General features: G+C 66.5%; 13 protein-coding genes and 2 rRNA genes. 6 read left to right on the forward strand and 9 right to left on the reverse strand.

The window, feature by feature from the left end; genetic code table 11:
• Positions 1 to 28: 28 nt before the first annotated feature.
• The 3 genes from OID54_RS17975 to OID54_RS17985 all read right to left on the reverse strand — a co-directional run bounded on the left by OID54_RS17975 (position 29) and on the right by OID54_RS17985 (position 6,275).
• Positions 29 to 3,156, reverse strand: a 23S ribosomal RNA gene (locus OID54_RS17975).
• A gap of 331 nt (positions 3,157 to 3,487) precedes the next feature.
• Positions 3,488 to 5,013 (reverse strand): 16S ribosomal RNA (locus tag OID54_RS17980).
• The 16S and 23S rRNA genes sit together here, the layout of an rRNA operon.
• A gap of 689 nt (positions 5,014 to 5,702) precedes the next feature.
• Positions 5,703 to 6,275, reverse strand: a complete 573-nt coding sequence (locus tag OID54_RS17985; protein ID WP_329020862.1) for a MarR family winged helix-turn-helix transcriptional regulator — start codon at positions 6,273 to 6,275, stop codon at positions 5,703 to 5,705.
• A 144-nt stretch (positions 6,276 to 6,419) separates the two neighbouring features.
• On the opposite strand from OID54_RS17985, the gene OID54_RS17990 reads away from it, so the two are divergent.
• Positions 6,420 to 7,694 (forward strand): MFS transporter, encoded by a 1,275-nt coding sequence (locus OID54_RS17990; protein WP_329020864.1) that lies wholly within the window; start codon positions 6,420 to 6,422, stop codon positions 7,692 to 7,694.
• 25 nt (positions 7,695 to 7,719) lie between these two features.
• Here OID54_RS17990 and OID54_RS17995 read toward each other — a convergent pair whose 3' ends face one another.
• Both OID54_RS17995 and OID54_RS18000 read right to left on the reverse strand, forming a co-directional pair.
• Positions 7,720 to 9,417: an ATP-binding SpoIIE family protein phosphatase gene (locus tag OID54_RS17995; protein ID WP_329020866.1), complete on the reverse strand. Its 1,698-nt coding sequence runs from the start codon at positions 9,415 to 9,417 to the stop codon at positions 7,720 to 7,722.
• 203 nt (positions 9,418 to 9,620) lie between these two features.
• Positions 9,621 to 11,273 (reverse strand): NAD(P)/FAD-dependent oxidoreductase, encoded by a 1,653-nt coding sequence (locus OID54_RS18000; protein WP_329020868.1) that lies wholly within the window; start codon positions 11,271 to 11,273, stop codon positions 9,621 to 9,623.
• A 326-nt stretch (positions 11,274 to 11,599) separates the two neighbouring features.
• Here OID54_RS18000 and OID54_RS18005 point away from each other — a divergent pair, with 326 nt between their 5' ends.
• The gene (locus tag OID54_RS18005) at positions 11,600 to 12,469 is read left to right on the forward strand and encodes a TetR/AcrR family transcriptional regulator (RefSeq protein ID WP_329020870.1); all 870 of its coding nucleotides are present in this window, start codon (positions 11,600 to 11,602) and stop codon (positions 12,467 to 12,469) included.
• Positions 12,470 to 13,051: 582 nt separating this feature from the next.
• Here the strand turns inward: OID54_RS18005 and OID54_RS18010 are convergent.
• A protein-coding gene (locus OID54_RS18010; protein ID WP_329013717.1) for an IS5 family transposase occupies positions 13,052 to 13,872 on the reverse strand; the annotation gives its coding sequence in 2 pieces (ribosomal slippage) (positions 13,052 to 13,512 and positions 13,512 to 13,872; 822 coding nt in all).
• A 953-nt stretch (positions 13,873 to 14,825) separates the two neighbouring features.
• Between OID54_RS18010 and OID54_RS18015 the strand changes: the two genes are divergently transcribed.
• Entirely contained in the window at positions 14,826 to 16,646 is a 1,821-nt protein-coding gene (locus OID54_RS18015; protein WP_443055616.1) for a sigma-70 family RNA polymerase sigma factor, read from the forward strand.
• A 131-nt stretch (positions 16,647 to 16,777) separates the two neighbouring features.
• Here OID54_RS18015 and OID54_RS18020 read toward each other — a convergent pair whose 3' ends face one another.
• Positions 16,778 to 18,904, reverse strand: coding sequence for an asparagine synthase-related protein (locus OID54_RS18020; RefSeq protein ID WP_329020874.1), 2,127 nt, complete (start codon positions 18,902 to 18,904; stop codon positions 16,778 to 16,780).
• Between the two features lie 1,099 nt (positions 18,905 to 20,003).
• Here OID54_RS18020 and OID54_RS18025 point away from each other — a divergent pair.
• From OID54_RS18025 to trmB, 3 genes are all read left to right on the forward strand, one after another.
• On the forward strand, positions 20,004 to 21,458 hold the full coding sequence (locus tag OID54_RS18025; RefSeq protein ID WP_329020877.1) for an MFS transporter: 1,455 nt from the start codon (positions 20,004 to 20,006) through the stop codon (positions 21,456 to 21,458).
• A 578-nt stretch (positions 21,459 to 22,036) separates the two neighbouring features.
• The gene (lhgO, locus tag OID54_RS18030) at positions 22,037 to 23,248 is read left to right on the forward strand and encodes an L-2-hydroxyglutarate oxidase (RefSeq protein ID WP_329020879.1); all 1,212 of its coding nucleotides are present in this window, start codon (positions 22,037 to 22,039) and stop codon (positions 23,246 to 23,248) included.
• A gap of 97 nt (positions 23,249 to 23,345) precedes the next feature.
• The gene (trmB, locus tag OID54_RS18035; RefSeq protein ID WP_329020881.1) at positions 23,346 to 24,146 is read left to right on the forward strand and encodes a tRNA (guanosine(46)-N7)-methyltransferase TrmB; all 801 of its coding nucleotides are present in this window, start codon (positions 23,346 to 23,348) and stop codon (positions 24,144 to 24,146) included.
• 74 nt (positions 24,147 to 24,220) lie between these two features.
• On the opposite strand, the gene OID54_RS18040 is transcribed toward trmB, so the two are convergent.
• Together OID54_RS18040 and OID54_RS18045 are read right to left on the reverse strand one after the other, a co-directional pair.
• Complete coding sequence (locus tag OID54_RS18040) at positions 24,221 to 24,688, reverse strand: DUF6069 family protein (RefSeq protein WP_329020882.1); 468 nt, start codon at positions 24,686 to 24,688, stop codon at positions 24,221 to 24,223.
• On the reverse strand, positions 24,685 to 25,296 hold the full coding sequence (locus OID54_RS18045) for a TetR/AcrR family transcriptional regulator (RefSeq protein ID WP_329020884.1): 612 nt from the start codon (positions 25,294 to 25,296) through the stop codon (positions 24,685 to 24,687). Before OID54_RS18045 ends, OID54_RS18040 begins: the two co-directional genes overlap by 4 nt.
• Positions 25,297 to 25,683 lie beyond the last annotated feature (387 nt).

Below are 25,683 nucleotides of genomic sequence, written 5' to 3' on the forward strand. Positions count from 1 at the left end.
AGAACCAACACAGTGGACGCGAGCCTCTATGGACAAGCCCTCGGCTTATTAGTACCAGTCACCTCCAGCGGTTACCCGCCTTCCAGATCTGGCCTATCAACCCAGTAGTCTCCTGGGAGCCTTAACCCCTCAAAGGGGGTGGGAGTCCTCATCTCGAAGCAGGCTTCCCGCTTAGATGCTTTCAGCGGTTATCCTTTCCGAACGTAGCCAACCAGCCATGCCCTTGGCAGGACAACTGGCACACCAGAGGTTCGTCCGTCCCGGTCCTCTCGTACTAGGGACAGCCCTTCTCAAGACTCCTACGCGCACAGCGGATAGGGACCGAACTGTCTCACGACGTTCTAAACCCAGCTCGCGTACCGCTTTAATGGGCGAACAGCCCAACCCTTGGGACCGACTCCAGCCCCAGGATGCGACGAGCCGACATCGAGGTGCCAAACCATCCCGTCGATATGGACTCTTGGGGAAGATCAGCCTGTTATCCCCGGGGTACCTTTTATCCGTTGAGCGACGGCGCTTCCACAAGCCACCGCCGGATCACTAGTCCCGACTTTCGTCCCTGCTCGACCCGTCGGTCTCACAGTCAAGCTCCCTTGTGCACTTACACTCAACACCTGATTACCAACCAGGCTGAGGGAACCTTTGGGCGCCTCCGTTACTCTTTAGGAGGCAACCGCCCCAGTTAAACTACCCATCAGACACTGTCCCTGATCCGGATCACGGACCCAGGTTAGACATCCAGCACGACCAGAGTGGTATTTCAACAGCGACTCCCAACACACTGGCGTGTGCTGTTCACAGTCTCCCACCTATCCTACACAAGCCGAACCGAACACCAATATCAAACTATAGTAAAGGTCCCGGGGTCTTTCCGTCCTGCTGCGCGAAACGAGCATCTTTACTCGTAGTGCAATTTCACCGGGCCTATGGTTGAGACAGTCGAGAAGTCGTTACGCCATTCGTGCAGGTCGGAACTTACCCGACAAGGAATTTCGCTACCTTAGGATGGTTATAGTTACCACCGCCGTTTACTGGCGCTTAAGTTCTCAGCTTCGCCCCACCGAAATGGAGCTAACCGGTCCCCTTAACGTTCCAGCACCGGGCAGGCGTCAGTCCGTATACATCGCCTTACGGCTTCGCACGGACCTGTGTTTTTAGTAAACAGTCGCTTCTCGCTGGTCTCTGCGGCCACCCCCAGCTCACCGAGTAAATCGGATCACCAAGAATGGCCCCCTTCTCCCGAAGTTACGGGGGCATTTTGCCGAGTTCCTTAACCATAGTTCACCCGAACGCCTCGGTATTCTCTACCTGACCACCTGAGTCGGTTTAGGGTACGGGCCGCCATGAAACTCGCTAGAGGCTTTTCTCGACAGCATAGGATCATCCACTTCACCACAATCGGCTCGGCATCAGGTCTCAGCCTTAATGTGTGACGGATTTACCTACCACACGGCCTACACCCTTACCCCGGGACAACCACCGCCCGGGCTGGACTACCTTCCTGCGTCACCCCATCACTTACCTACTACCACCTTGGATCAGCGGCTCCACCACTCCCCCTCACTCCGAAGAGATCAAGGGCGGCTTCACGGCCTTAGCATTAATGGGCTCGATATTGGGCGTTTCAAAGCGGGTACCGGAATATCAACCGGTTGTCCATCGACTACGCCTGTCGGCCTCGCCTTAGGTCCCGACTTACCCTGGGCAGATCAGCTTGACCCAGGAACCCTTAGTCAATCGGCGCACACGTTTCCCACGTGTGTATCGCTACTCATGCCTGCATTCTCACTCGTGAACCGTCCACCACTCGCTTACGCGGCGGCTTCACCCGGCACACGACGCTCCCCTACCCATCACAACAGGCGTTAGCCCTATATGCTGCAATGACACGACTTCGGCGGTACGCTTGAGCCCCGCTACATTGTCGGCGCGGAATCACTTGACCAGTGAGCTATTACGCACTCTTTCAAGGGTGGCTGCTTCTAAGCCAACCTCCTGGTTGTCTCTGCGACTCCACATCCTTTCCCACTTAGCGTACGCTTAGGGGCCTTAGTCGATGCTCTGGGCTGTTTCCCTCTCGACCATGGAGCTTATCCCCCACAGTCTCACTGCCGTGCTCTCACTTACCGGCATTCGGAGTTTGGCTAAGGTCAGTAACCCGGTAGGGCCCATCGCCTATCCAGTGCTCTACCTCCGGCAAGAAACACACGACGCTGCACCTAAATGCATTTCGGGGAGAACCAGCTATCACGGAGTTTGATTGGCCTTTCACCCCTAACCACAGGTCATCCCCCAGGTTTTCAACCCTGGTGGGTTCGGTCCTCCACGACCTCTTACAGCCGCTTCAACCTGCCCATGGCTAGATCACTCCGCTTCGGGTCTTGAGCATGCTACTAAAACGCCCTATTCGGACTCGCTTTCGCTACGGCTCCCCCACACGGGTTAACCTCGCAACACACCGCAAACTCGCAGGCTCATTCTTCAAAAGGCACGCAGTCACGACATACCAAACAAAAGCTTGATATGCGACGCTCCCACGGCTTGTAGGCACACGGTTTCAGGTACTATTTCACTCCGCTCCCGCGGTACTTTTCACCATTCCCTCACGGTACTATCCGCTATCGGTCACCAGGGAATATTTAGGCTTAACGGGTGGTCCCGCCAGATTCACACGGGATTTCTCGGGCCCCGTGCTACTTGGGTGTCTCTCAAACGAGCCGCAATCATTTCAGCTACGGGGGTCTTACCCTCTACGCCGGACCTTTCGCATGTCCTTCGCCTATGACTACGGTTTCTGACTCGTCTCACGGCCGGCAGACCGTAAAAGAGAGATCCCACAACCCCGCATACGCAACCCCTGCCGGGTATCACACATATACGGTTTGGCCTCATCCAGTTTCGCTCGCCACTACTCCCGGAATCACGGTTGTTTTCTCTTCCTGAGGGTACTGAGATGTTTCACTTCCCCTCGTTCCCTCCACATGCCCTATGTGTTCAGGCATGGGTGACAGCCCATGACGACTGCCGGGTTTCCCCATTCGGAAACCCCCGGATCAAAGCCTGGTTGACGACTCCCCGGGGACTATCGTGGCCTCCCACGTCCTTCATCGGTTCCTGGTGCCAAGGCATCCACCGTGCGCCCTTAAAAACTTGGCCACAGATGCTCGCGTCCACTGTGCAGTTCTCAAACAACGACCAGCCACCCATCACCCCACCCAAACCTGAGCGAGTACACCGGGACCGGCAGAAGGAACACAAGCAAAAATCGCCCATGCCCTCAGACACCCAACAGCGCGCCCAACAAACCCACCCACCAGCCACCACTTTCCACACCACTCAATAAATCAAGCAGTAGTACTCGTGATGAACCAGCAAGCAAGCTCACTGAATAGTCAACGTTCCACCCATGAGCAACCAGCATCGAACATTCGCCGATGTACTGGCCTCTGAACCAACCCCGAAAGACTGGTTAAGAAGTGCTCCTTAGAAAGGAGGTGATCCAGCCGCACCTTCCGGTACGGCTACCTTGTTACGACTTCGTCCCAATCGCCAGTCCCACCTTCGACAGCTCCCTCCCACAAGGGGTTGGGCCACCGGCTTCGGGTGTTACCGACTTTCGTGACGTGACGGGCGGTGTGTACAAGGCCCGGGAACGTATTCACCGCAGCAATGCTGATCTGCGATTACTAGCAACTCCGACTTCATGGGGTCGAGTTGCAGACCCCAATCCGAACTGAGACCGGCTTTTTGAGATTCGCTCAACCTCACGGTATCGCAGCTCATTGTACCGGCCATTGTAGCACGTGTGCAGCCCAAGACATAAGGGGCATGATGACTTGACGTCGTCCCCACCTTCCTCCGAGTTGACCCCGGCAGTCTCCTGTGAGTCCCCATCACCCCGAAAGGCATGCTGGCAACACAGAACAAGGGTTGCGCTCGTTGCGGGACTTAACCCAACATCTCACGACACGAGCTGACGACAGCCATGCACCACCTGTATACCGACCACAAGGGGGGCACCATCTCTGATGCTTTCCGGCATATGTCAAGCCTTGGTAAGGTTCTTCGCGTTGCGTCGAATTAAGCCACATGCTCCGCTGCTTGTGCGGGCCCCCGTCAATTCCTTTGAGTTTTAGCCTTGCGGCCGTACTCCCCAGGCGGGGAACTTAATGCGTTAGCTGCGGCACCGACGACGTGGAATGTCGCCAACACCTAGTTCCCAACGTTTACGGCGTGGACTACCAGGGTATCTAATCCTGTTCGCTCCCCACGCTTTCGCTCCTCAGCGTCAGTAATGGCCCAGAGATCCGCCTTCGCCACCGGTGTTCCTCCTGATATCTGCGCATTTCACCGCTACACCAGGAATTCCGATCTCCCCTACCACACTCTAGCCTGCCCGTATCGAATGCAGACCCGGAGTTAAGCTCCGGGCTTTCACATCCGACGCGACAAGCCGCCTACGAGCTCTTTACGCCCAATAATTCCGGACAACGCTTGCGCCCTACGTATTACCGCGGCTGCTGGCACGTAGTTAGCCGGCGCTTCTTCTGCAGGTACCGTCACTTTCGCTTCTTCCCTGCTGAAAGAGGTTTACAACCCGAAGGCCGTCATCCCTCACGCGGCGTCGCTGCATCAGGCTTTCGCCCATTGTGCAATATTCCCCACTGCTGCCTCCCGTAGGAGTCTGGGCCGTGTCTCAGTCCCAGTGTGGCCGGTCGCCCTCTCAGGCCGGCTACCCGTCGTCGCCTTGGTAGGCCATCACCCCACCAACAAGCTGATAGGCCGCGGGCTCATCCTGCACCGCCGGAGCTTTCAACCCGAAGAGATGCCCCTTCAGGTGGTATCCGGTATTAGACCCCGTTTCCAGGGCTTGTCCCAGAGTGCAGGGCAGATTGCCCACGTGTTACTCACCCGTTCGCCACTAATCCACCCCGAAAGGCTTCATCGTTCGACTTGCATGTGTTAAGCACGCCGCCAGCGTTCGTCCTGAGCCAGGATCAAACTCTCCGTGAATGTCTACCCGAAACCGGGTCAAACACCACACAAGAGCGGAACCATCCGAAGGAATATTCGGAACGGTTCACAGCGTCCTCGCTGTAGTGCGCCCCACACCAAACCAATGGCATGAGGACTTTTTTCAAAGGAACCACATCTCCTAAGAGACGGGGTATCAACATATCTGGCGTTGACTTTTGGCACGCTGTTGAGTTCTCAAGGAACGGACGCTTCCTTCAAGTCCCTCTCAGGACTCTCCGGGCTTTTCCCTCCGGTCTTGCGTTTCCGACTCTATCAGATCCTTTCGGGCCTGATTCCCGGTCGAAATCGGGATTGTCTTTCCGGCCCTTCGGCCGTTCCGACGTTTCAAACTCTAGCGGATTTCCTCGGCGACTCATAATCGAGTCTGCGAAATTGATTCCGGCATGCCGAAATCGCTCCCGTTTGAGGAGAGTGTTGCTGAGTTTGGTTGCCGCGTGCGCGGCTGGAGTGGCTATCGAAGAACCGTTACGGCCCCGCGACAACTCGAAGAACCTTACGGAAGGATGAAGTCCGTGTCAACTTCCCCCTGCGACCCAGCCGTATCAACGTTCTCACCTGCGGATCTTCGCCAGCCTGACCCCTCGTACCCCGTCCAAAAGCTCGGGGAGTGAGGCGCAGGACCGGCAGCGCGGGGTTCGACACGTGACCCCGCGAGTGTCGGCTCGCTAGTCCAGATCGGTGAGTCGACCGCCCGCGTCCGGCTGGGTGTGTTCGACCCTGCGCAGTACGCGGATCAGGAGCTCCCCGAGAACTCCCCGCTCGTCCGCCGAGAGGTCTTGGAGTAGGTCCTCTTCAAAGCTGGATGCCATGCGCATCGCCTCCAGCCACTTGGTCCGCCCCTCGTCGGTCAGTTCGACGATCACCCGGACGCGGTTGTTCTCGTCCCGATCGCGAGTGACCAGCCCTTCGTTCGCCATGCGGTCGATGCGATGGGTCATGGCGGCAGGGGTGAGACCCAGCCGCTTGGCGAGTTCCCCCGGGCCCATTCGATAGGGGGCGCCGGCGAGCACCAGGCTCTTGAGGACCTCCCACTCGGCATTGCTGATGCCGAGGGCGGCGACCTGCCGCCCGTAGGCGACGTTCATCCGCCGATTGAGTCGGCCGAGCGCCGAGACCACTTTCTCGACCTGTGGGTCCAGGTCTCCGTACTCGCGTTGGTACGCGGCGATCTGCTCGTCGAGGGTCGGCTCAAGGGTCGGGCCGGTCGCTGCTGGGCCTTCGGGGCTCGCGTTAGGCATACGCCGCAGTATCGCATGCGCCTCGTTGGCATTGAAGTCCTTCTCTGTGTACTCTTCACTGTCGAACTTTATTGTTGAAGTCTTCAGGCTTTGGGCCTACGAGTGTTGAGGCAGGTGAGTGTGACCAGGGTGATGGGTGCAGCGATGCGCCGAATCCAGGCAGGCAGCGCGCTGAGCGCGTTCGGACTCGGTTTTACGGTTCCGTACCTCTACGTCTATGTGGCGCAGGTGCGGGATCTGGGGGCGACGACGGCGGGCATCGTCCTGGCGACCTTCGCCATGGCCGCACTCGTCGCACTCCCCTTCACCGGGCGGACCATCGACCGGCGAGGTCCACTGCCGGTGCTGGTCGCCGGCTCGCTGCTCGCTTCCGTCGGGGCCCTGTCCATCGGCCTCGCGAACAACGTGACCACCGTCGTGCTCTCGGCTGCACTACTGGGTGCCGGTACGGCCGTCATCCAGCCGGCGCTCGCGACAATGCTCGTGTGGTGCTCCGATGCCTCCAGTCGTACGCGCGCCTTCGCCATGCAGTTCTTCCTGCAGAACCTGGGCCTCGGTCTCGGTGGTCTGATCGGCGGGCAGCTCGTCGACAAGAGCCGACCTGACAGCTTCCTTCTGCTGTTCGGCATCGAGTCGGTGATGTTCCTGGTGCTCGCCGGAATCGCCTTGACCGTGCGGATCCCCCGTCCGGCGCCCATGTCGGGAGCGCCCCAGGTCGACCCCACGGCGCAGGCCAAGGGTGGAATGCGTGCCCTGCTGGGGCACAAGGCGATGGTTCAGCTCTCCGTCCTGGGCTTCGTCCTGTTCTTCGCCTGCTACGGACAGTTCGAGTCCGGTCTGGCTGCGTACGGCACGGAGGCGGCCGGAATTGAGCCGTCCACCCTGGGATCGGCACTGGCCGCCAACACCGCGGTGATCGTGATCGCCCAGTTCGTGGTGTTGAAGTTCGTCGAGCAGCGCAAGCGGTCCCGCGTGATCGCAGCGGTCGGGTTGGTGTGGGCGGTCGCCTGGGTCATCGCCGGCTACGCAGGGCTGGGGACGAACAGCCAGACGATGGCGACCGCGGCCTTCATCACCACCTATGCACTCTTCGGGCTGGGTGAGGCGATGTTGTCGCCCACCGTGGCACCGTTGGTCGCCGATCTGGCGCCGGAGTCGATGGTCGGGCAGTACAACTCGGCCTTCGCCCTGGTCAAGCAGCTCGCCCTGGCGCTAGGCCCGGCCGTGGGCGGCCCCATGGGAGCCGCGCTGCACGGGCCGTACATCGTGACGTTCGTACTGTTCTCGCTGGGAATCTCCGTGCTGGCCGTACGACTGGGTCGCGAACTGACTCCCGTACAGAACCAGCCGTCGCTGGCCGTGAAGTCGCGGGTCGTGGCGCAGCACAAGGCGGCCGAGCCGGTGGAGGTTGTGGCCTAGAGGGGTGTCCGTCGACTGCCGCACGTTAGCGGGGCAGTGCGAACTCGCACCAGACGGCTTTGCCGCCGCCGGGCGTACGGCGGCTCCCCCAGGACGAGGCGATCGTCGCGATGATGGAAATCCCGCGGCCCGCCTCGTCCTCGGTTTCGGCCCGACGGCGGCGCGGGAGGTGGTCATCGCCGTCGGTCACTTCGATGATCAATCGGCGATCGGTCCGACGGAGCCGCAGCCGCATGGGCGGGGTGCCGTGCTGGAGGGAGTTCGCGACGAGTTCGCTGGTGGCGAGGACGCCGAGGTCGTGCAGTTCGGAGGAGAACCGCCAGGACGCGAGCACTCCGGAGGCGAACGCCCGGGCCCGGGGCGCCGCCTCGTTCCCCCCGAGCAGATCGAGGGCCGCATTGTGGAACAGCTCCGCGGAGACTCCCTTGCGCGCAGGGTGCTGAACGACGAGAACGGCGGCGTCGTCGTCGTGTTCCGCGGTCACCCCCATCGCCCGGAACAGCCGGTCGCACATGACCTGAGGTGTGCCGCTCGCTCCGGACAGGGCGCGCTCCAGCGCCGCCACCCCTTCGTCGATGTCCTCGTCGCGACGTTCGACTAGCCCGTCGGTATAGAGGACGGCGGTGGAACCGGGCGGCAGCGCGATCGTGCCCGATGTGTGAAGCCAGCCCCCGGTGCCGAGCGGCGGCCCGGTCGGATCTGCCGCGCGACGGACCGTACCGTCCTCATCGCGGACCAGTACGGGCAGATGGCCAGCCGACGCATAGACCAGTTGCCCCTCGTTCGGGTCGTGGACCGCGTACACGCAGGTGGCGATCTGGCTGGCGTCGATCTCGGCGGCCAGGCCGTCGAGCAGTTGGAGGACTTCGTGCGGTGGGAGGTCGAGCCGGGCGTAGGCGCGTACCGCGGTGCGGAGCTGGCCCATCACGGCAGCGGCACGGACCCCGCGTCCCATCACATCGCCGATGACGAGCGCGGTGCGCCCGGCGCCGAGCGTGATCACGTCGTACCAGTCACCGCCGACCGCGGCGTCCTCGCCACCGGGTTGGTAGGTCGCGGCGATGCGCAGGTCGTCGGGCTGTTCGAGGTCCTGGGGAAGGAGGGAGCGTTGGAGCGTCACCGCCATCTCGCGCTGGCGGCGCTCGCTGGCCCTCAGTCGCTCGGCGGCTTCGGCGTGGTCGGTGACGTCGGCGGCGAAGACACAGACTCCGGTGATCTCACCAGCCCGATCCGGGTGCTCGATGGGCAGACAGGTGACCGTGTACGAGCCGCCGGTGTGGACCCTGCGCGATTTGATCGTGCGCGGCGTACCGCTGCGCAGCACCTGGTCCATAAGTGGGGGCAGGCCCAGTTCGGTCAGCTCGGGGCAGACGTCGACCGCGGGACTGCCGATCGGGCGCGGGCCGAATGCGGTGGTGTACGCGTCGTTCACATAGGCGACGCGGTGCTCCGGGCCATGGGTCAGGGCGACCAGCGCGGGCAGTCGGCCGAAGATCTCCCGGGCGGGGAAGTCCTCCAGGGCCGGGAGGGAGGGGAGGGAGTCCGGTTGTTGATCACTGTCCCCGCGGGCGGCCGGGACCGATCCTTCGCCACGGCTCTCACCCCTGCTCTCGGTGCGCTGGGCAGGGCGCGGAGGCGCCGTGGAGATCCCGCGGTCGTTCCTCCGCGAGGCGGCGCGGCGCTGCGTACCGGGGAGCCTTGCGCTCCAACGCGTGAAGTTCACTGACTTTCTGGCCTCAATGGTTGTCGGCAAGGGTCACGGGGTCACTCTGTGCAGATGTGAGCCCACCTATGGTCACACGTCCCGTGTGTCCGGACGGACTGACCGGGGGTGTCGGCCAGCCGTCCATATGGTTCCGGCCAGTGCCAGAATTCCCTGACGGCGAGCCGACGCCTGAGTGTCGGATCGGGCGGGTGAGCTGCGGGTCAGTCGTCCCGGTCGGTGGCCGGCGGGGGCTCGTCCGAGGGGCGGGAAGACTGGCCGTGGTCGTCGGCAGGACGTCGTGGCCGGTTCTGCGCGGAGCCCGGCGACGGGTCGGGGTCCGCTCCTCGTCCGGCTCCGTTTCTGCGGTCGGAAGCTGAGCCCGGGGCTGGCGGGGTGCCCCGGGTGCTGCCAGTGCCGAGGGTCGGGCCCGATCGGTCGCCGTCGTGCGATCCGCGCGGGGGGTGGTCCGGGCCGTGGCCGGGTCGCCTTCCTCCGGCGGCCACCTCGAATTCGGCGCGGGGGTGCTCCAGTGAGCCGAGGGAGACGATTTCCCGTTTGAAGAGTCCGGACAGGGTCCATTCCGCCAGTACGCGGGCTTTGCGGTTGAAGGTCGGCACCCGACTGAGGTGGTACATCCGATGCATCAGCCAGGCCGGGTATCCCTTGAGCTTGCGGCCGTAGACATGGGCCACGCCCCGGTGGAGACCGAGCGAGGCGACGGAGCCGACGTACGCGTGCGCGTACTCCTTCAACGGTTCGCCGCGCAGTGACGCCACCAGGTTCTCGGCGAGGACCTTGGTCTGACGAACCGCGTGCTGGGCGTTGGGCGCGCACTCGGCGTCCGGTGCCTTCGCGGTGACGTCGGGGACTGCGGCTGCGTCGCCGGCGGCCCAGGCGTGTTCGGTGCCGGCGATAGTGAGCTGCGCGGTGCACTGGAGCCGCCCGCGGGCATTGCGCGGCAGATCGGTGGCGGCGAGCAAGGGGGCCGGTTTCACACCCGCGGTCCATACGACGGTACGGGTCGGAAATCGGCTGCCGTCGCTCAGTACGGCGACACGGTTCGAGCAGGAATCCAGTCGGGTCCGAAGACGTACGTCGATATTGCGCGAGCGCAGCTCACGAATGGCGTACTTGCCCATCTCCTCGCCCACCTCGGGAAGGATTCGATCACTGGCCTCGACCAGAATCCACCTGAGGTCTTCTGGCTTGATGTTGTGGTAGTAACGCGAGGTATAGCGCGCCATGTCCTCTAGTTCACCCAATGCCTCGACACCGGCATAGCCGCCGCCGACGAAGACAAAGGTGAGTGCGGCGTCCCGGATTGCCGGATCGCGGGTGGACGAGGCGATATCCATCTGCTCGATCACATGGTTGCGCAGTCCGATGGCCTCTTCGACGGTCTTGAATCCGATCGCGTAGTCGGCAAGGCCGGGCACCGGGAGCGTGCGGGACACCGATCCGGGCGCGATGACGAGTTCGTCGTAGGGGACTGCGACGGCGCCCGTGCCCTCCTCGGCGCTGGCCAGGGTCGTGACGGTCGCGGTGCGCTTGGCGTGGTCGACGGCGGTGGCCTCGCCGATGAGGACGGTGCACCTGTTCAGAACCCGACGCAGCGGAACAACGACGTGCCGCGGGGAGATGGACCCGGCAGCCGCTTCTGGGAGAAAGGGCTGATACGTCATATATGGCTCGGGTGTAATCACCATGATTTCGACGTCGCCACGTGCAAGCTCCCGTTTCAGCTTTCGCTGGAGATGGAGTGCCGTATACATCCCGACATAACCACCGCCGATGACGAGAATGCGCGTGCGGTTGGTTCGCGCGGCCGGCGGGGAACCGGGGGCCGGGTCCTGGGAGTCTGGAGCCTTCACCATCCCATGACGCAACGGTCCCCGGCGTTTGTCCACAGGCGCGGCAAATTGTGTGACCGGAAGCTTGGGGGGCGCGTGCTCCGGAAGGGTGTCGAATGAGGGGAAAGGAGCGCAGGTCAGGGAGGGCGCAAGGGGTGGTGCGAGGGGGCGTAAACCGGAGGCTTCCGGTCCTTGCTCCGATCGGGGGGCGCTCCGTGCGGAACTACCCTCTTCTGAATTGACCCGGGCTCAACTATGTTCGTACCTCGTCGGGGTGCTTGGCCAAGGCTCGTCCGACAGACCAGGCGGGGAGGTCTCCGGGGGGAGACTCAGTGACCGGGGGAACATGTATGACCATTCAGGATTCACATTGGCAGGCAGCCGTCCCGCAGACCGCGGACGGCCATGTACACGGCGGACATCAGGCCGAACTGCACGGAGCGAACAGCGGGAACGGACGGTTGGCAGCGGGCGGTAGCAGCCGCTCGGCGCCGCTCCGGGTGGATGCACAGCGCAATCTGGAGCACGTGTTGCGAGCCGCTCGCGAGGTCTTCGGCGAGTTGGGCTACGGGGCGCCGATGGAGGACGTGGCGCGCCGGGCGAGAGTCGGCGTCGGCACGGTCTACCGCCGGTTCCCCAGCAAGGACGTGCTGGTGCGCCGCATAGCCGCGGAGGAGACCTCCCGGCTGACCGAGCAGGCGCGCACGGCACTTGGGCAGGAGGAGGAGCCCTGGTCCGCCCTGGCTCGCTTCCTTCGTACGTCGGTGGCGTCGGGTGCGGGGCGGCTGTTGCCGCCCCAGGTGCTGCGGGTCGGTGTCGACGCGGAGGACTCGGTTGAGGCGGCGTCAGATGAAGCTGCCCCAGCGGCGACCGCGGCCCTGCGGGACGAGGCTCGGGTGCCTCACCAGCGTTCCGGGGCCGAGGAGCCGATACCGGCGATCGAGCGGAGCGGGCTGACACAGCCCGACCTGCGCGTCGTCGGACAGCGTTCCGTTCCGGCCGGCGAGCGGGAGGACGGCGGGGCCGCCGACCTTCTGGAGGTCGTCGGCCAACTGGTCGACAGGGCACGGGCGGCAGGTGAGCTGCGCGGAGATGTGACCGTGGCAGACGTGCTGTTGGTGATAGCCACGGCCGCGCCCTCACTACCGGATGCGGCTCAGCAGGCGGCGGCCTCCGCCCGGCTGCTGGACATCCTGCTGGAGGGGCTGCGGCCTCGGTAGGACGAACCGCTGGCATTCGGGGGCGCGGTGGAGACGCTGTCGGCCCTGCATGGCATCCCGTCCATGGTGGCTTCCGAGTGTGATGGACCCGGTTGAGGGGTGTTTGACCTCAACCGGGGCACACCGGGGGCATGGGTGGACGCCTTCCGGAGCATCACCGCCTGCTAGCGGGATGACGCGCACACGATGGGGCTTCCAGCAAGGCCATCAGGAACGGGACGGGCCCTGCGAGCGGGCACATCCGCTCGGGTCGGGTGACTCGGCACGGGGTCCGGAGTGGGTCAAGGGTCGCGTGGTCAGCTAGACACGGGCCTTGGGTTCGGTCTGACCCGGTCCCGGTCGACGATGAGATGACCCCCCGTCGATCTGATGGTTCATCGCATCACCATGAACCCCAAATCTTCTGGATCTCGCGGATCTCGCGGATCTCGCGGATCTCGCGGATCTCGCGGATCTCGCGGATTTTCCTGGGCTTCTGATTCCTCGACACCCAGCTGATGGCCTCAGGGTTGTTCGCCTCTTCGAGGCCCGAGGGGACTTGTCCGGCTCTCGGCAGCCATGGACGCGGACCACTAAGAGGAGCTAACACAATGCCTGGACTCGTCTGTAGGTGATCACGCAGCAGGCGAGTTTCAGGAACGCTTCGTGGATGTCGTCGCGGATGTCCCAGCGGATCCGTAGCCGTCGGAAGCCATGAATCCAAGCGTTCGTGCGCTCGACGACCCACCGAACAGTGCCTAGGCCGGAGCCGTGGGGCACGCCCCGGCGAGCGATGACTGGTTTGATGCCGCGCTTCCACAGCAGTCGGCGGTACTTGTCGTAGTCGTAGCCTCGGTCGGCGAACAGCTGCCGGGGACGGTGGCGTGGCCGGCCGGTGGTCCCGCGGATGCGGGGGATCGCGTCGAGTAGGGGCAGTAGCTGGGTGACGTCGTGGCGGTTTCCGCCGGTCAGGGTGATGGCAAGCGGTGTGCCGACGGCATCGGTGATGATGTGGTGCTTCGAGCCGGGCCGGGCGCGGTCGACCGGGCTCGGCCCGGTTTTGGGCCGCCCCGACGGGCTTGGCGGTGCGAGCCGTCGATCACCGCCCGGGACCAGTCCAGCTTCCCCGCGCGATGCAGTTCGGTGAGAAGCAGCTGGTGCAGCCGGTCCCAGACACCGGCCTCGTGCCAGTCCCGCAGCCTCCGCCAGCACGTCATTCCGGAGCCGAACCCGAGCTCCTGCGGCAGCCACTCCCACTGGATCCCGGTGTGCAGCACGAACAAGATGCCCTGCAGGCAACCGCGGTCATCAAGCGGCAGCCGCCCCGGGTTGCACGACCGGCGCTGCCTGACCGGCAGCAGCGGCTCGACCCGCATCCACAGGTCGTCCGACACCACCCACGGCGGACCATTCCCCTTCCCCATACCCCGCCCAACGATCCGCCAGGGGAAGAGGACATGGCTTCCACCACAGCTTTCTGTTAGCTCCTCTAAGTCATCAGAACGCTCTGCCATCCCGCCATCCCGCCATCCCCCATCTCGCCATCAGGGTCTGGGCTGGCTGTTGCCCCCATGGCTCGACCCAGGGTCTGTGCTCCATTCCTCCAGGCGCCCTGGTTAGAGCATGAATTCGGTCAGATCTCCCCGGATGAGTGGTTGAGCACCATGCGGGCTTGGTGTGCTCTCGCCGTATGGCACGCTTGCCCGGTGTTCGGGTCTGAGGGTGCTGACGGGGGCTTCCGTGACGAATAAGGGCTTCCGCGATGAGTGGTGACAGTCGGAGCGCGCGGGACGAGCCGGACGGCGGTAGCGAAGAAGCCGAACGCGGGGGACCGCCCTCGGGCCAGGTTCCCGAACAGGGTGGGCGCAGGCGAAGCACGTCCGGAGCGTCCAGCAGCTCTATCCCGATGACACCGGCTGCCCCGGCTGGCGGCGGGGCGGCTGATATCCCCGGCGCAACCGGTCCCAACGCTTCGAACTCCGCAGGGCACCAGCCAGATCCGGGAGCTGTCGATACTCCGAGCCCTGTCGACGTTCCGAGCTCTGCCAACATTCCGAGCCCTGTCGACGTTCCGGGTTCCGTCGACGTTCCGGGTGCTGTGGGCGTTCCGGGTTCCGTCGAAGCGGGGGAGCACGGACACGTCGTACCCAACCAAGGGCCGAGCGGGCCCATGCCGGACGATTCAACCGCCTTCAGTTCCGTACCCGGTCCGCATTTCCCTCCCCACACACCCCCCGCCCCTGGCGCTCCCCCGCACTCCGGCCCGCCCACCGACTCCCCGTCTGGACACGGTTCGGCTCCGGTCCCTGATTCGCCCTCCGACTCGGCGGTCGAGGGGGACGCCCCTCGGTCCGGCACGGACGGTGAGATCCATGCCGTGCCCAGCCAACGCGAGGGTGGTAGCAGCGGATTCGGTTCCGTACTGCCGCCGCCGCGCGAAACACCGCCGTCCGACGCCGATCTGATCCAACGGATGCGCGAGGGCGACGACGGGTCCTATGCGGAACTGTTCCGGCGCCACTCAGCTGCGGTCAGGCGGTACGCGCGCACCTGCTGCCGGGACGCCCACACCGCCGACGACCTCACCGCCGAGGTGTTCGCGCGGACGCTCCAGGCCGTCCGTGGAGGTGCCGGACCGGAGCACGCGGTCCGGGCGTATCTGCTCACCACGGTTCGGCGCGTCGCCGCGACCTGGATGAGGAGCGCGAAGCGAGAGCAGCTGGTCGACGATTTCGCGGTGTTCGCGGCCGAGGCGGCGCGCAGCGCCGTCGTCACGGCCGACGCCGCCCTCGATCTCGGTGCCGATGTCCGCGCCATGCACGAGGCCGAGCAGTCGCTGGCCATGCAGGCGTTCCGCTCACTGCCCGAGCGTTGGCAGGCGGTCCTGTGGCACACCACCGTCGAGGAGGAGTCGCCGAGCGAGGTCGCGCCGCTGTTCGGACTCACCGCGAATGCCACCGCAGTGCTGGCGAGTCGGGCGCGCGAAGGGCTCAAGCAGGCGTACCTCCAGGCGCATGTGAGTTCCGCGCTGACGTCCGGCGGGGATTGCGCACGCTATGCGGACCGCCTCGGTGCGTACGCCCGTGGTGGGCTGCGGATGCGCGCCGAGCTGGGGTTGCGCAAACATCTGGACGACTGCGTCAAATGTCGTCTCGCAGCCGGCGAGTTGGCGCATGTGAACGCCGGGATTCCCGCGCTGCTCCCGATCGCGGTCATCGGTTGGATCGCCGCCGGGTACTCGGTCAAGGCGGCCGGAGTCGTGGCGGGTGGAGCAGCAGGAGCCGTGGGAGCCGGTGCCGCGGCTGCCGCGACCGGTGGTGCGACGAGCGGTGGCTCCGGTGCTGCTTCCGGTGGCGCGGTGCTCTCCGAGGGTTTGGGCGCGCCGGCCAAGGCGGCGATCGCAGCAGCGGTGGCGGTGGCCGCCACCGCCGGGCTGGTGTGGGCGTTCGCGGGCGACCCCGAACCCGTCGCCCAGAAGGCGAAGCCACCAGCCGTGCGGCCGGTCGCACCCCCGCCACCGGCAGCACCCCGGCCAGCGCCGTCGGCATCGCCCCGACCCGCTCCCAAGCCACCGGTGAAGGCATCGCTCAAGCCCGAGCCCAAACCGACTTCCCCCACCCCCGAGCCGCCCGCCCCCGTGAAGGTGACGCCTCCCCGGCCCTCGCCCGAGAAGCCGAGTCCGACACCGTCGCGCAGCCCGGCCCCACGCCCGACGCAGTCACCGACGCCCCGGCCGAGCCCCACCCCCAGTGCGCCGCCTGAACCGGAGGTGTACCAGCTCAATGAGCTGGAGTACGGGGTGGTCGGCGACCGGAGCGGCCCCGAGGTGCGGCTGAGCGAGAGCAGTTGGCTTTGGCAGCGCAAGAGCATGAAGATCGGAGGCACCTGGTACGGCCATGGGGCGACGGTCCACGGCAGGTCTTCCGTGCTCATCGACCTCAATCGCAGCTGTTCCAGCTATGCGGCGTCGGTGGGGGTCGACGACATGACCATGAAGCTGGGCGCGGTGCGGTTCTCCGTCTACGGGGACGGGGTGCGGCTGTGGCGTTCCTCGGTGGTCCGTGGTGGTGACGCCGCCGTGCCGGTGCGGGTTTCGCTCACTGGTCGAAAGACGATGCGACTGGTCGTGGAGCCGCAGACGGAGTTCGACTCGGTGACGCTCGCCAATTGGGCGATGTCCCGAATCAGTTGTCGCTGAACAGTCCGGACTGTCAAGCGGTGCCGTACCCGCACGGTCAGTGCCGTACCCGCGCGGTCGGCCCGGGCCCGGTACAGCAGGTTCGGCAGTGCAGCAGTGCAACAGGTTCGGCGGGGCAGCAGGGCAGCAGGCTACGAGCGCAGCGTCGGTCGTGGGGGGACACCACCCGCGACCGCGCGCTGTTTGGGTGCCGCCGTACCCGTCCAGCAGGTGCCGCGCCGTGACAGCAGACGGCGCAGCCACAGTTCCGTCGAGACCAGGTCGGCCAGACCGTCGAGCGGCACGGGTTCGCCTTCGGACGCGGCGCGCAGCGCCTTGCGGACCACTCGCGCCTCCACCAGTCCCGCATCGGCGAGGAGGGGTGCGTCGAAGAGGGCCATCAGCTGGTGCAGCGAGACCCTGAGGCCCTTGCGGGCCGTCTCCGCCGAAGTGGCCTGGGTGGTCGCTCCCCAGCCTGCGGGCAGATCGTGGATGCCGGTGCTGGCGAGGACCGTACGGAGGATCTCGGCCCGGGCCCCGGGGCGGACCCTCAGTGACTCGGGGAGGTCGCGGCAGGCCCGTACGACCTGGTTGTCCAGATAGGGGGCGTGGAGGCGCTGGCTGCGGACCTCCGCCGCCTGTTCCAGGATGCGTTGGTCGTTGGCGTGCCGGGTGAGCGCCGCCCGTGCCCTCGCCTCACCGGGACGCTGCACCGATATGGGGCGGGTCGCCGCCTCCATCAGACGAACCGATACTTCAGCGAGCGCCTCACCCGTCAGCCAACGCGCGGCGGGCCCGGGGCGGGACCAGGTCAGCGCGTCGAGGGAGGCGCCGAGCGGACCGATGCCGTTCTTGCCGCGCGATCCTTGGCGGTTGGCTTCGACCAACCGGTCGGCCGCGGTCTCAAGCCCGGTCCGGTACGGGGTGCGGGCGAGTCGTCTGGCCGCTCGATAGATCGTCAGGGGGATGAAGATCGACCTCGGCGAGGGGCCTTCGGCGCGGGCGAGCGCCGTCACCGGCCGCAGCAGATGGCGTCGTTGTCTGTCCAGCAGCAGATCGGCGAGGCGGGCGGGGTGGGCGTCGAGTACCTGGCGCGCGCCCGCGCCGGTGAAGTGGTCGGCGCTGCCCGAAGCGAGGCGTCCGCGGTGTCGTTCGGCCGTCACCAGAGAAGGTGCGGGCTCGTCCGTCAACGGGCCGTTCTCCAGACCGGCGTAGGGCAGGCTCTCCTCCCCCGCGGCGACCACGACGTGGTGCAGACGGGGGTTCTCGGCGATGGCCCGGGCGCGCTCCAGTTCGGCTTCCCGGCCTTGCTCGGTGAGGTCGTTGTACGTGAGGGCGAGCAGTCGTTCGCCCGCGCCCGCCCCGTGGCCGATGACGGTGCCCGGGACCCCTGGCAGTCCGGCAGCGAGCAGGGCCAGTGTGCTGGACGCGCTGCCGCCGGAGAGATCGGCACCGATTCCGGGTGCGGGCGCGCCGCGGCGGGCGCGACGGTCGGCGGGCCCCATCCCCGGCACGGGTCCTGGGTCCTGCGGGAGCATTTCGGGGGCGTGGCGGGGAGCGGTCAGTCGGGCGCGTACCGCTTCGACCAGGGCGTCGCGCACACCGTCGACCGCACGCTCCGGGTCGATCTGCGGACCGGCGACGGCGAGCGAGGCGACGGGCTCGTATCCGGTGATCTCACGGGAGCCTTCGCGCAGGATCAGGGCGTGCCCGGGCGGAATGCGCTTGACCCCTTCGTACGGGGTGGAGTCGCGCAGGGCTTCGGGGGTTTCGGGGCAGGCGAGGAGCGCCGCGAGGTGGCCGATGTCGAGTTGGGCCTCGATGAGGTCGGCGAGCGGGAGGGCGGCGGTGGCGTAGGCGGTGCCGTTGGCCCACGGTGTGTAGAAGACGGGTCTCGCTCCAGCGAGGTCCCCGACGATGGTGATGCGTCGGCCGGCCTGGACGACGGCGGTGTAGCTACCGGGCCAGGCGGTGAGGTGGCGGAGTGCACCGCCGCGGGCGGAGATCAGTCCGGCGCGCAACTCGTTGTCGCTGGCGGCGCAGCAGCCGAGGATGGCGAGTCTGGCGATGGGTGCTTCGCTGAAGCCCGGCGGCGCCTCGATGGTGACGATGCGCACCTCGTCGGGGCGCCAGTCGCCGACGGCCCAGAGCGGGTCCGGATCGCCCCAGAGCAGTTGGGAGCCGACGGGGTGCACGGATCGGCCTTCGTGGGACGGTCCGACCGCCCCTGCCGTACCGAAGTTAGCGGCGATACTGCTCCATCCCACCAACCACCGCATCGCCGCCTCCACAGGCTGTGGACAAATCATGATCCGTCAGGCCCGGTCGGGCCCGGCCGCACCGGAGCACGCTACGCCCGGGTCGAGGTGTCTGCCAGGGACAACGACCCGACGGACGTGCCGCCCGGCAGTGAACGGATGGGCCAGATCCGGCCCTCGGGTTCGCGCCATACCCGGTCCAGGACCATGTCACACCTGCACCAGGACCATGTCACATCCGCCCGTTCGGGAACATGCTGCCACGAGACGGCGCAAGGAAACGGCTCCAGGTAGCACCAGCAAATGCGAACGGGCGCCTGAAAGAGTGGATTTGACGCCAGTTCAGTGGGAAGCGGAATGCTCACGTCATTCCCATGACTTGACAAATTAGACAAGTCCGACAGTCGACATTCGGCCAACTTCTCCGAGGTGGAAGGCAGCAGAAGACGTCCTGTCGAGGCCGTCGAGCCCTAGAAAATCGGTCTCATGACAGTGTCGCTATCTAGCGGCATATGACACTGCATGTTCCGACATCGCCGAAGGCCCGGATATGCAAGTCCGGGAGGCGGTGTTCGCCTCCCGGACCGCTCCGCCGCCCGCGGGGATTGAAGGCGGCAGTGTCCCCCAGCCCGCTGGTTCCAGTACGCAGCGGGCCGACCCACGCAGCACTCATGGAATCGCTCCCGCCGGTACCGCGGCCAGAGCGCACGCACAGGCGCACGGCCACACGGCCGGGGCACAGCGAGAGCACACTGCGCGCTACCGGCGCCCACCGGTAGCGCGACGGCGCTGCTCCAACGCACAACAATCTCGCCATCCGGAACACCGCCCCTTAACGGTCGGGATGCAGCGAACTACGCTGGGTTTACTGATGTCCTCACCCGAGGGGCACAACCCAACAGGCTCCGCCAGGCACTTTTGCAACCGGGATCGTACGCGGGACGAGCAGTGCCGCTGACGGGATCCGTGCGCAGCGCCGCGATCGACATGCACCAAGAACCGCGTGTCGGCCGCGTCATGTGCCGGGGGCGAAGGGCAGCCCACCGGGGAAGGACTCAGTACGAATGCCGTGCGCCGAGCAGCGACACGGCGGCCGTCTGCGTGTCGAGGGGTGGGGCGCATGTCCAGGGAGCAACGCGGGCCGAACGAAAAGCTCGGCACCGTTCTCGCCCTCGCGGGAATCAGCAACGCCGGCCTCGCCCGGCGCGTCAACGACCTCGGAGCGCAACGGGGTCTGACCCTTCGCTACGACAAGACGTCCGTCGCCCGGTGGGTGTCCAAGGGCATGGTGCCGCAGGGCGCCGCCCCTCATCTCATCGCGGCGGCGATCGGCGCCAAACTGGGGCGTCCCGTACCCCTGCACGAGATCGGTCTCGCGGACGCCGATCCGGCTCCCGAGGTCGGGCTTGCCTTCCCGCGTGACATCGGCGCGGCCGTGAAGTCGGCGACCGAGCTCTACCGGCTGGATCTCGCGGGGCGGCGGGCCGGCGGCGGGGGCATCTGGCAGTCGCTGGCCGGTTCCTTTGCGGTGAGCGCCTACGCCACTCCCGCCTCCCGTTGGCTGATAACGCCCGCGGACCCGTCGGTGGAGCGGCTGCCCGGTACGACGGCCGGAGCAGCGGCGGGCGGTGTGGAGGTTCCCTTGGAGGACCCCGTCGCCCGCGTGGGCCACAGCGACGTCGCCAAACTGCGGGAGGCCGCGCAGGACGCCCGCCGCTGGGACTCCAAGTACGGCGGCGGCGACTGGCGTTCGTCGATGGTTCCCGAGTGTCTGCGGGTGGACGCCGCCCCCTTACTGCTCGGCTCGTACTCGGACGAGGTGGGCCGGGCCCTGTTCGGGGCCACCGCCGAGCTGACCCGACTCGCCGGCTGGATGGCCTTCGACACCGGTCAGCAGGAAGCGGCCCAGCGCTACTACATCCAGGCGTTGCGGCTGGCCAGAGCCGCGGCGGACGTGCCGCTCGGCGGCTATGTGCTGGCATCGATGTCACTTCAATCCATCTACCGTGGCTTCGCCGACGAGGGTGTGGACCTCGCCCAAGCCGCCCTGGAGCGCAATCGCGGGCTGGCCACCGCGCGCACCATGAGCTTCTTCCGGCTGGTCGAGGCGAGGGCCCATGCCAAGGCGAATGACGCGGCGGCGGCCGGGGCGGCGCTGAAGGCTGCGGAAGGCTGGTTGGAGCGATCCCGGGACGGCGATCCGGATCCGTCCTGGCTGGGTTTCTACTCCTACGACCGCTTCTGCGCGGACGCCGCCGAGTGTTACCGGGATCTCAAGGCCCCCCGTCAGGTGCGGCGCTTCACCGAGCAAGCGCTGTCCAGACCGACCGAGGAGTACGTCCGCTCCCACGGGCTGCGGCTCGTGGTCAGCGCGGTCGCCGAGTTGGAGTCGGGGAACCTGGACGCCGCCTGTGCGGCGGGCACCCGAGCCGTGGAGGTCGCCGGCCGCATCTCATCGGCGCGGACCACCGAGTACGTACGGGACCTGCTGCACCGGCTCGAACCGTACGGGGACGAACCGCGCGTGGCGGAGTTGCGCGAGCGGGCCCGTCCGCTGTTGGTGGCCCCTGCCTGAGCGTCTTACGCAAGGCTCCTGCACAATTCGGCTGAGGGAACGGTTGCGCGGAGGACCGACTTTCGGGTCGTCCACCGCACTCTTGAACCTCCGGATGTGAAGATCGCCTTGGTTCGGGACGGTCGGATCACCTTCTACTGGTTCTGCCGGTTCGATCTGGTGTGATCTGTTGGAACGATCCGGTCGGGTCCTTCGGACGCGCTCGGGCCTGCTCGGGCAAGGGCGAATCGGGCGTCGGACCAGCAAGTACAGCCAGCAAGCACGGCCAGCAAGTACGACCAGAAGGTACGAACGGTCAGGACGGTCAATCGCACGATCACCGTTCGCACCGAACCGATCGAGTCGATCACATGGCTCGCTCAGGTCTTGGGACTCCGGGGTTCTGGTCCGTATGGTCCAGTGACCAAGGCTAGGGCCATCTGGACGCGACGGACGGATCGGCCCAGGATCGACGTGGGCGCGGGTGCCCGGTCAAGGTTCGGTGCATTCCTCGTGGGCGACCGCGGGGAGCCAGCCGCCCATGACGGCGGCTCCCCGAGGCTGACGGGTGCCCTATCGGGGTGGGAGGTGGCGTGGTGATGGTGTTGTCCGAGCGGGACTTCGACTGCGATGTGCTGGTGGTCGGCGGCGGAATCGTCGGCCTGTCCACCGCGTACGCCGTGACCCGCGCCGCACCGGGCACCACGGTGATCGTCCTGGAGAAGGAGCCCGGGACGGCCCGCCATCAGACCGGGCGGAACAGCGGCGTGATCCACAGCGGCATCTACTACCGGCCCGGATCCCTGAAGGCGCGCTTTGCGGTGCAGGGCGCGGCCGAGATGGTGTCGTTCTGCGCCACGCACGACATCGATCACCAGGTCACCGGCAAGTTGATCGTGGCCACCGGTCGCGATGAGCTGCCCCGGTTGCACGCCCTGGTCCAGCGCGGCCGGGAGAACGGCATTCCGGTACGGGAGCTCGGTCCGGCCCAGATCACCGAGTACGAACCGGAGGTCCGCGGGCTCGCCGCGATCCATGTGGAGACGACGGGGATCTGCGACTTCGTCGGGGTGGCTGACCGGCTGGCACACGAAGCGTCGCAGAACGGCGCGGAAGTCCGCTGCGGCGAAGAGGTCGTGGCGATCGACCGCCGACCGTGGGGGGTGGCGGTGAAGACCTCATCGGGATCCATTCTGCGAGCACGGGCGATGGTGAACTGTGCGGGGCTGTACTGCGACCGGTTGGCACAGCTCGCGGGCGACGACCCGGAGATGCGGATCGTCCCCTTCCGAGGTGAGTACTACGAGCTGACCGACCCCTCACTCGTCCGCGGTCTGGTGTACCCGGTGCCGGACCCGGCCTTTCCGTTCCTGGGAGTCCATCTGACACGCGGCGTCGACGGAGGGGTCCACGTGGGACCCAATGCGGTGCCGGCACTGGCCCGTGAGGGGTACGACTGGTCGACGGTACGGCCGCGAGAACTGGCCCAGACCCTGGCCTGGCCGGGCTCCTGGCGGATAGCGGGCAGGCACTGGCGGTACGGAGCGGGCGAGCTGCACCGCTCCTGGTCGACCTCGGCCTTCACCACGGCGGTCCGCAGACTCCTGCCGGCGATCACCGAAGCCGGGCTGCGCCCCGCCGCGGCGGGGGTCAGGGCCCAAGCGGTACTCCGCGACGGCACCCTGGTGGACGACTTCCTGATCAAGGAATCCGTCCGTATCGTCCATGTGCTCAACGCCCCCTCCCCGGCGGCGACCGCCTCCCTGCCCATCGGCCGGGAGGTGGCCCGAAGGGTGCTGGCGCAGCTGTGATGTCCACCACGGCGACGCTGGACGGGCACTGCGGGCCCGGTGGGGAGTGGCCGAGGGCAGTGGGCAGCCGGGCACGGGCACGTAGAATCGGCTCATTGTGTCCGAGCTTCGCCACCAGAACCCCAGCGCTCCCACCCCCCTTCGCGACCGCAGCGCGCCGCGATTCCCCGGTGGGCCCATCGCCGACCCCGCCGGCTCCCACCACGAACGGCGCATCCGTAGCTTCCAACCGCGGCGCAGCCGGGTCACCACCGGCCAGGGCGATGCGCTGAAGCGGCTCTGGCCCGACTGGGGCCTGGAGATCGACGGACTCCGCGTCCTCGATCTGGTGGAGGTCTTCGACGGACTGCCGGTGGTCCTGGAGATCGGCTTCGGGATGGGCGAGGCGACCGCACAGATGGCCGCCGCCGACCCCGGGACCGGGATACTCGCCGTCGATGTGCACACCCCCGGACAGGGAAATCTACTGGGTCTCGCGGAGCGGAACGGTCTGTCCAACATCCGAGTGGCCAACGGTGACGCGATCATCCTCCTGCGGGAGATGCTCGCCCCGGACGCCCTCGACGGGGTGCGCGTCTACTTCCCCGACCCCTGGCCCAAGTCACGGCACCACAAGCGGCGTCTGATCCAGCCGGAGTTCCTCTCCTTGGCGGCCCAACGGCTCAAGCCCGGCGCGGTGCTCCACTGCGCCACGGACTGGGAGCCCTACGCCGAGCAGATGCTGGAAGTGCTCTCGGCGCACCCGGACTTCGAGAACACCCAGCAGGACGGCGGGTACACGCCCCGGCCCGCGTTCCGGCCGTTGACCCGTTTCGAGTCGCAAGGGCTGAACAAGGGTCATGCGGTCCACGACCTGATGTTCCGCCGGGTCGAACGGATCGCGTCCCGGGTCGTCTAGCCGCCGTCCTGCTGGGCATCGGCCCGAACCGTCAGGTACCGGGTTTCATCGCGACCGTGCTGGCGCTTCGACGCTCATCCCGGGCCGCGCGACTGCCTGGCGGGACTCTCCCCCTCCGGTGCTGTCGGTCGCGGTGTGCTCGGTGCTGACCGCGCCGCGGCGGCGTCCTTCGTGCGCAGGCCCACGATCAGCGCAGCCGCCACCGCCAGATGCATCAGGGCCAGCGCTGCCCGGGTGCCGCCGTCCGTGCCGTCGCCGGTCAACGGCAGGAAGGACAAGGCCAGTACGGCGACGGCCACCCCGGTCCAGAGGGCGCGGGCGCGCCGCACCCAGAACCGCTCCAGGGCTGCCCGTAGTCCCCAGCCGGCGAGGGCCGCCAGTAAAGCGGCCAACACCACCGCCACCGCGCCGATGTCGAGTGTCTGCTCGCCGTTGACGATCCGCAGCCGGTGCCCCAGCACCGGGTCCGCGACCAGCCACACCAGGAGTGGTGCCAGGACGGTGAGGCCCATGACCCCCAAGCGCCCTCTGCGCGCACTCACTTGGCGCCACCCCCGAGTGCGCCGTGGAGGAAGACCTCCACCAGTTCCTGCGTGGCCAGGTCCGGCTCGCCGTCCGTACGCGGCTGAGTGAAGAGCAGCCCGAAGAAGAGGGCCGCGATCTGCGTCGGCGGCCGGCGCAGCGTGGCCTCGTCGGGCTCCAGGAGATCCGCGAGCGCCTCGCAGATACGGGTCGTCGACTCATTGCGGGCCGCGCCGCGGACCGTGCCGGGGTGCTTGCCGCCTCGGTGCCCGAGTGAGCCGGCGATCGCTCCCATCCGGTCCAGGTGCGCCTGTAGCGCCTCGGCCGCCTCTGCGAGCCGGTCGGGCAGCGGCTGGGACACGTCGACGGCCCCGAGTTCACGGATCGCGTGCTCGGGGGAGAACGCCTCAGCCAGGCATGCCTGGAGCAACTCGTCCTTATCGGCGAAGACCCGGAAGATCGTGCCCTCGCCGATCCCCGCGGCGCGGGCGATCTTCGCGGTCGTCACGGCGTCGCCGTACTCGGTGATCAGCGGGATCGCGGTCTGGATGATCATCGCGCGCCGCTGCTCCGGCAACATACCGGGTGCGCGACGGCGGGTGGTCTGGTTTTCCTTGGGTGCTGTCATACCAGCAAGAGTACGGAGTGAGCCCTCACTCCGTCAATGAGTGAGGGCTCACTCCGTCGGATTCTCGGTGCTCGCCTCCTCATCGACGGCAGCTCACCAAGATCCACATCCACGGCTGGAGCACGGAGGGTACTCCCTTTCGGATCAGCTGATTCTCGGGACCTGGTTGCCGGTTCCTGAAACAGCATCGCCAGGTGTCACCGCCCGTCGTTAGGGTCGTTGGGTGTCCGAGCCGCTCCCCCAGCACCAGCAACCACATCAACAGCCCCACCCCACCGCCCATCCGCCGCCGCGATGGGGGCCGGGGTCAGGGCCGCCCGGAGCGGCTCCCGCACCCCCGTACACCGCCCCTGCGCCGACCGACACCCCGTACGCGCCCGGTCCGCG

This window comes from Streptomyces sp. NBC_00690, from assembly GCF_036226685.1.
Taxonomy (GTDB): Bacteria; Actinomycetota; Actinomycetes; order Streptomycetales; family Streptomycetaceae; genus Streptomyces.

What these genes read in the sequence shown, in the direction of transcription:
- OID54_RS17990 (WP_329020864.1), top strand. Translation starts at nt 6,420, where the DNA reads ATGCGCCGAATCCAGGCAGGCAGCGCGCTGAGCGCGTTCGGACTCGGT.
- OID54_RS18045 (WP_329020884.1), bottom strand. Translation starts at nt 25,296, where the DNA reads ATGACAGCACCCAAGGAAAACCAGACCACCCGCCGTCGCGCACCCGGT.
- OID54_RS18005 (WP_329020870.1), top strand. Translation starts at nt 11,600, where the DNA reads ATGACCATTCAGGATTCACATTGGCAGGCAGCCGTCCCGCAGACCGCG.
- OID54_RS18000 (WP_329020868.1), bottom strand. Translation starts at nt 11,273, where the DNA reads ATGGTGAAGGCTCCAGACTCCCAGGACCCGGCCCCCGGTTCCCCGCCG.
- lhgO (WP_329020879.1), top strand. Translation starts at nt 22,037, where the DNA reads ATGGTGTTGTCCGAGCGGGACTTCGACTGCGATGTGCTGGTGGTCGGC.
- OID54_RS18020 (WP_329020874.1), bottom strand. Translation starts at nt 18,904, where the DNA reads ATGCGGTGGTTGGTGGGATGGAGCAGTATCGCCGCTAACTTCGGTACG.
- OID54_RS18025 (WP_329020877.1), top strand. Translation starts at nt 20,004, where the DNA reads ATGTCCAGGGAGCAACGCGGGCCGAACGAAAAGCTCGGCACCGTTCTC.
- OID54_RS17985 (WP_329020862.1), bottom strand. Translation starts at nt 6,275, where the DNA reads ATGCCTAACGCGAGCCCCGAAGGCCCAGCAGCGACCGGCCCGACCCTT.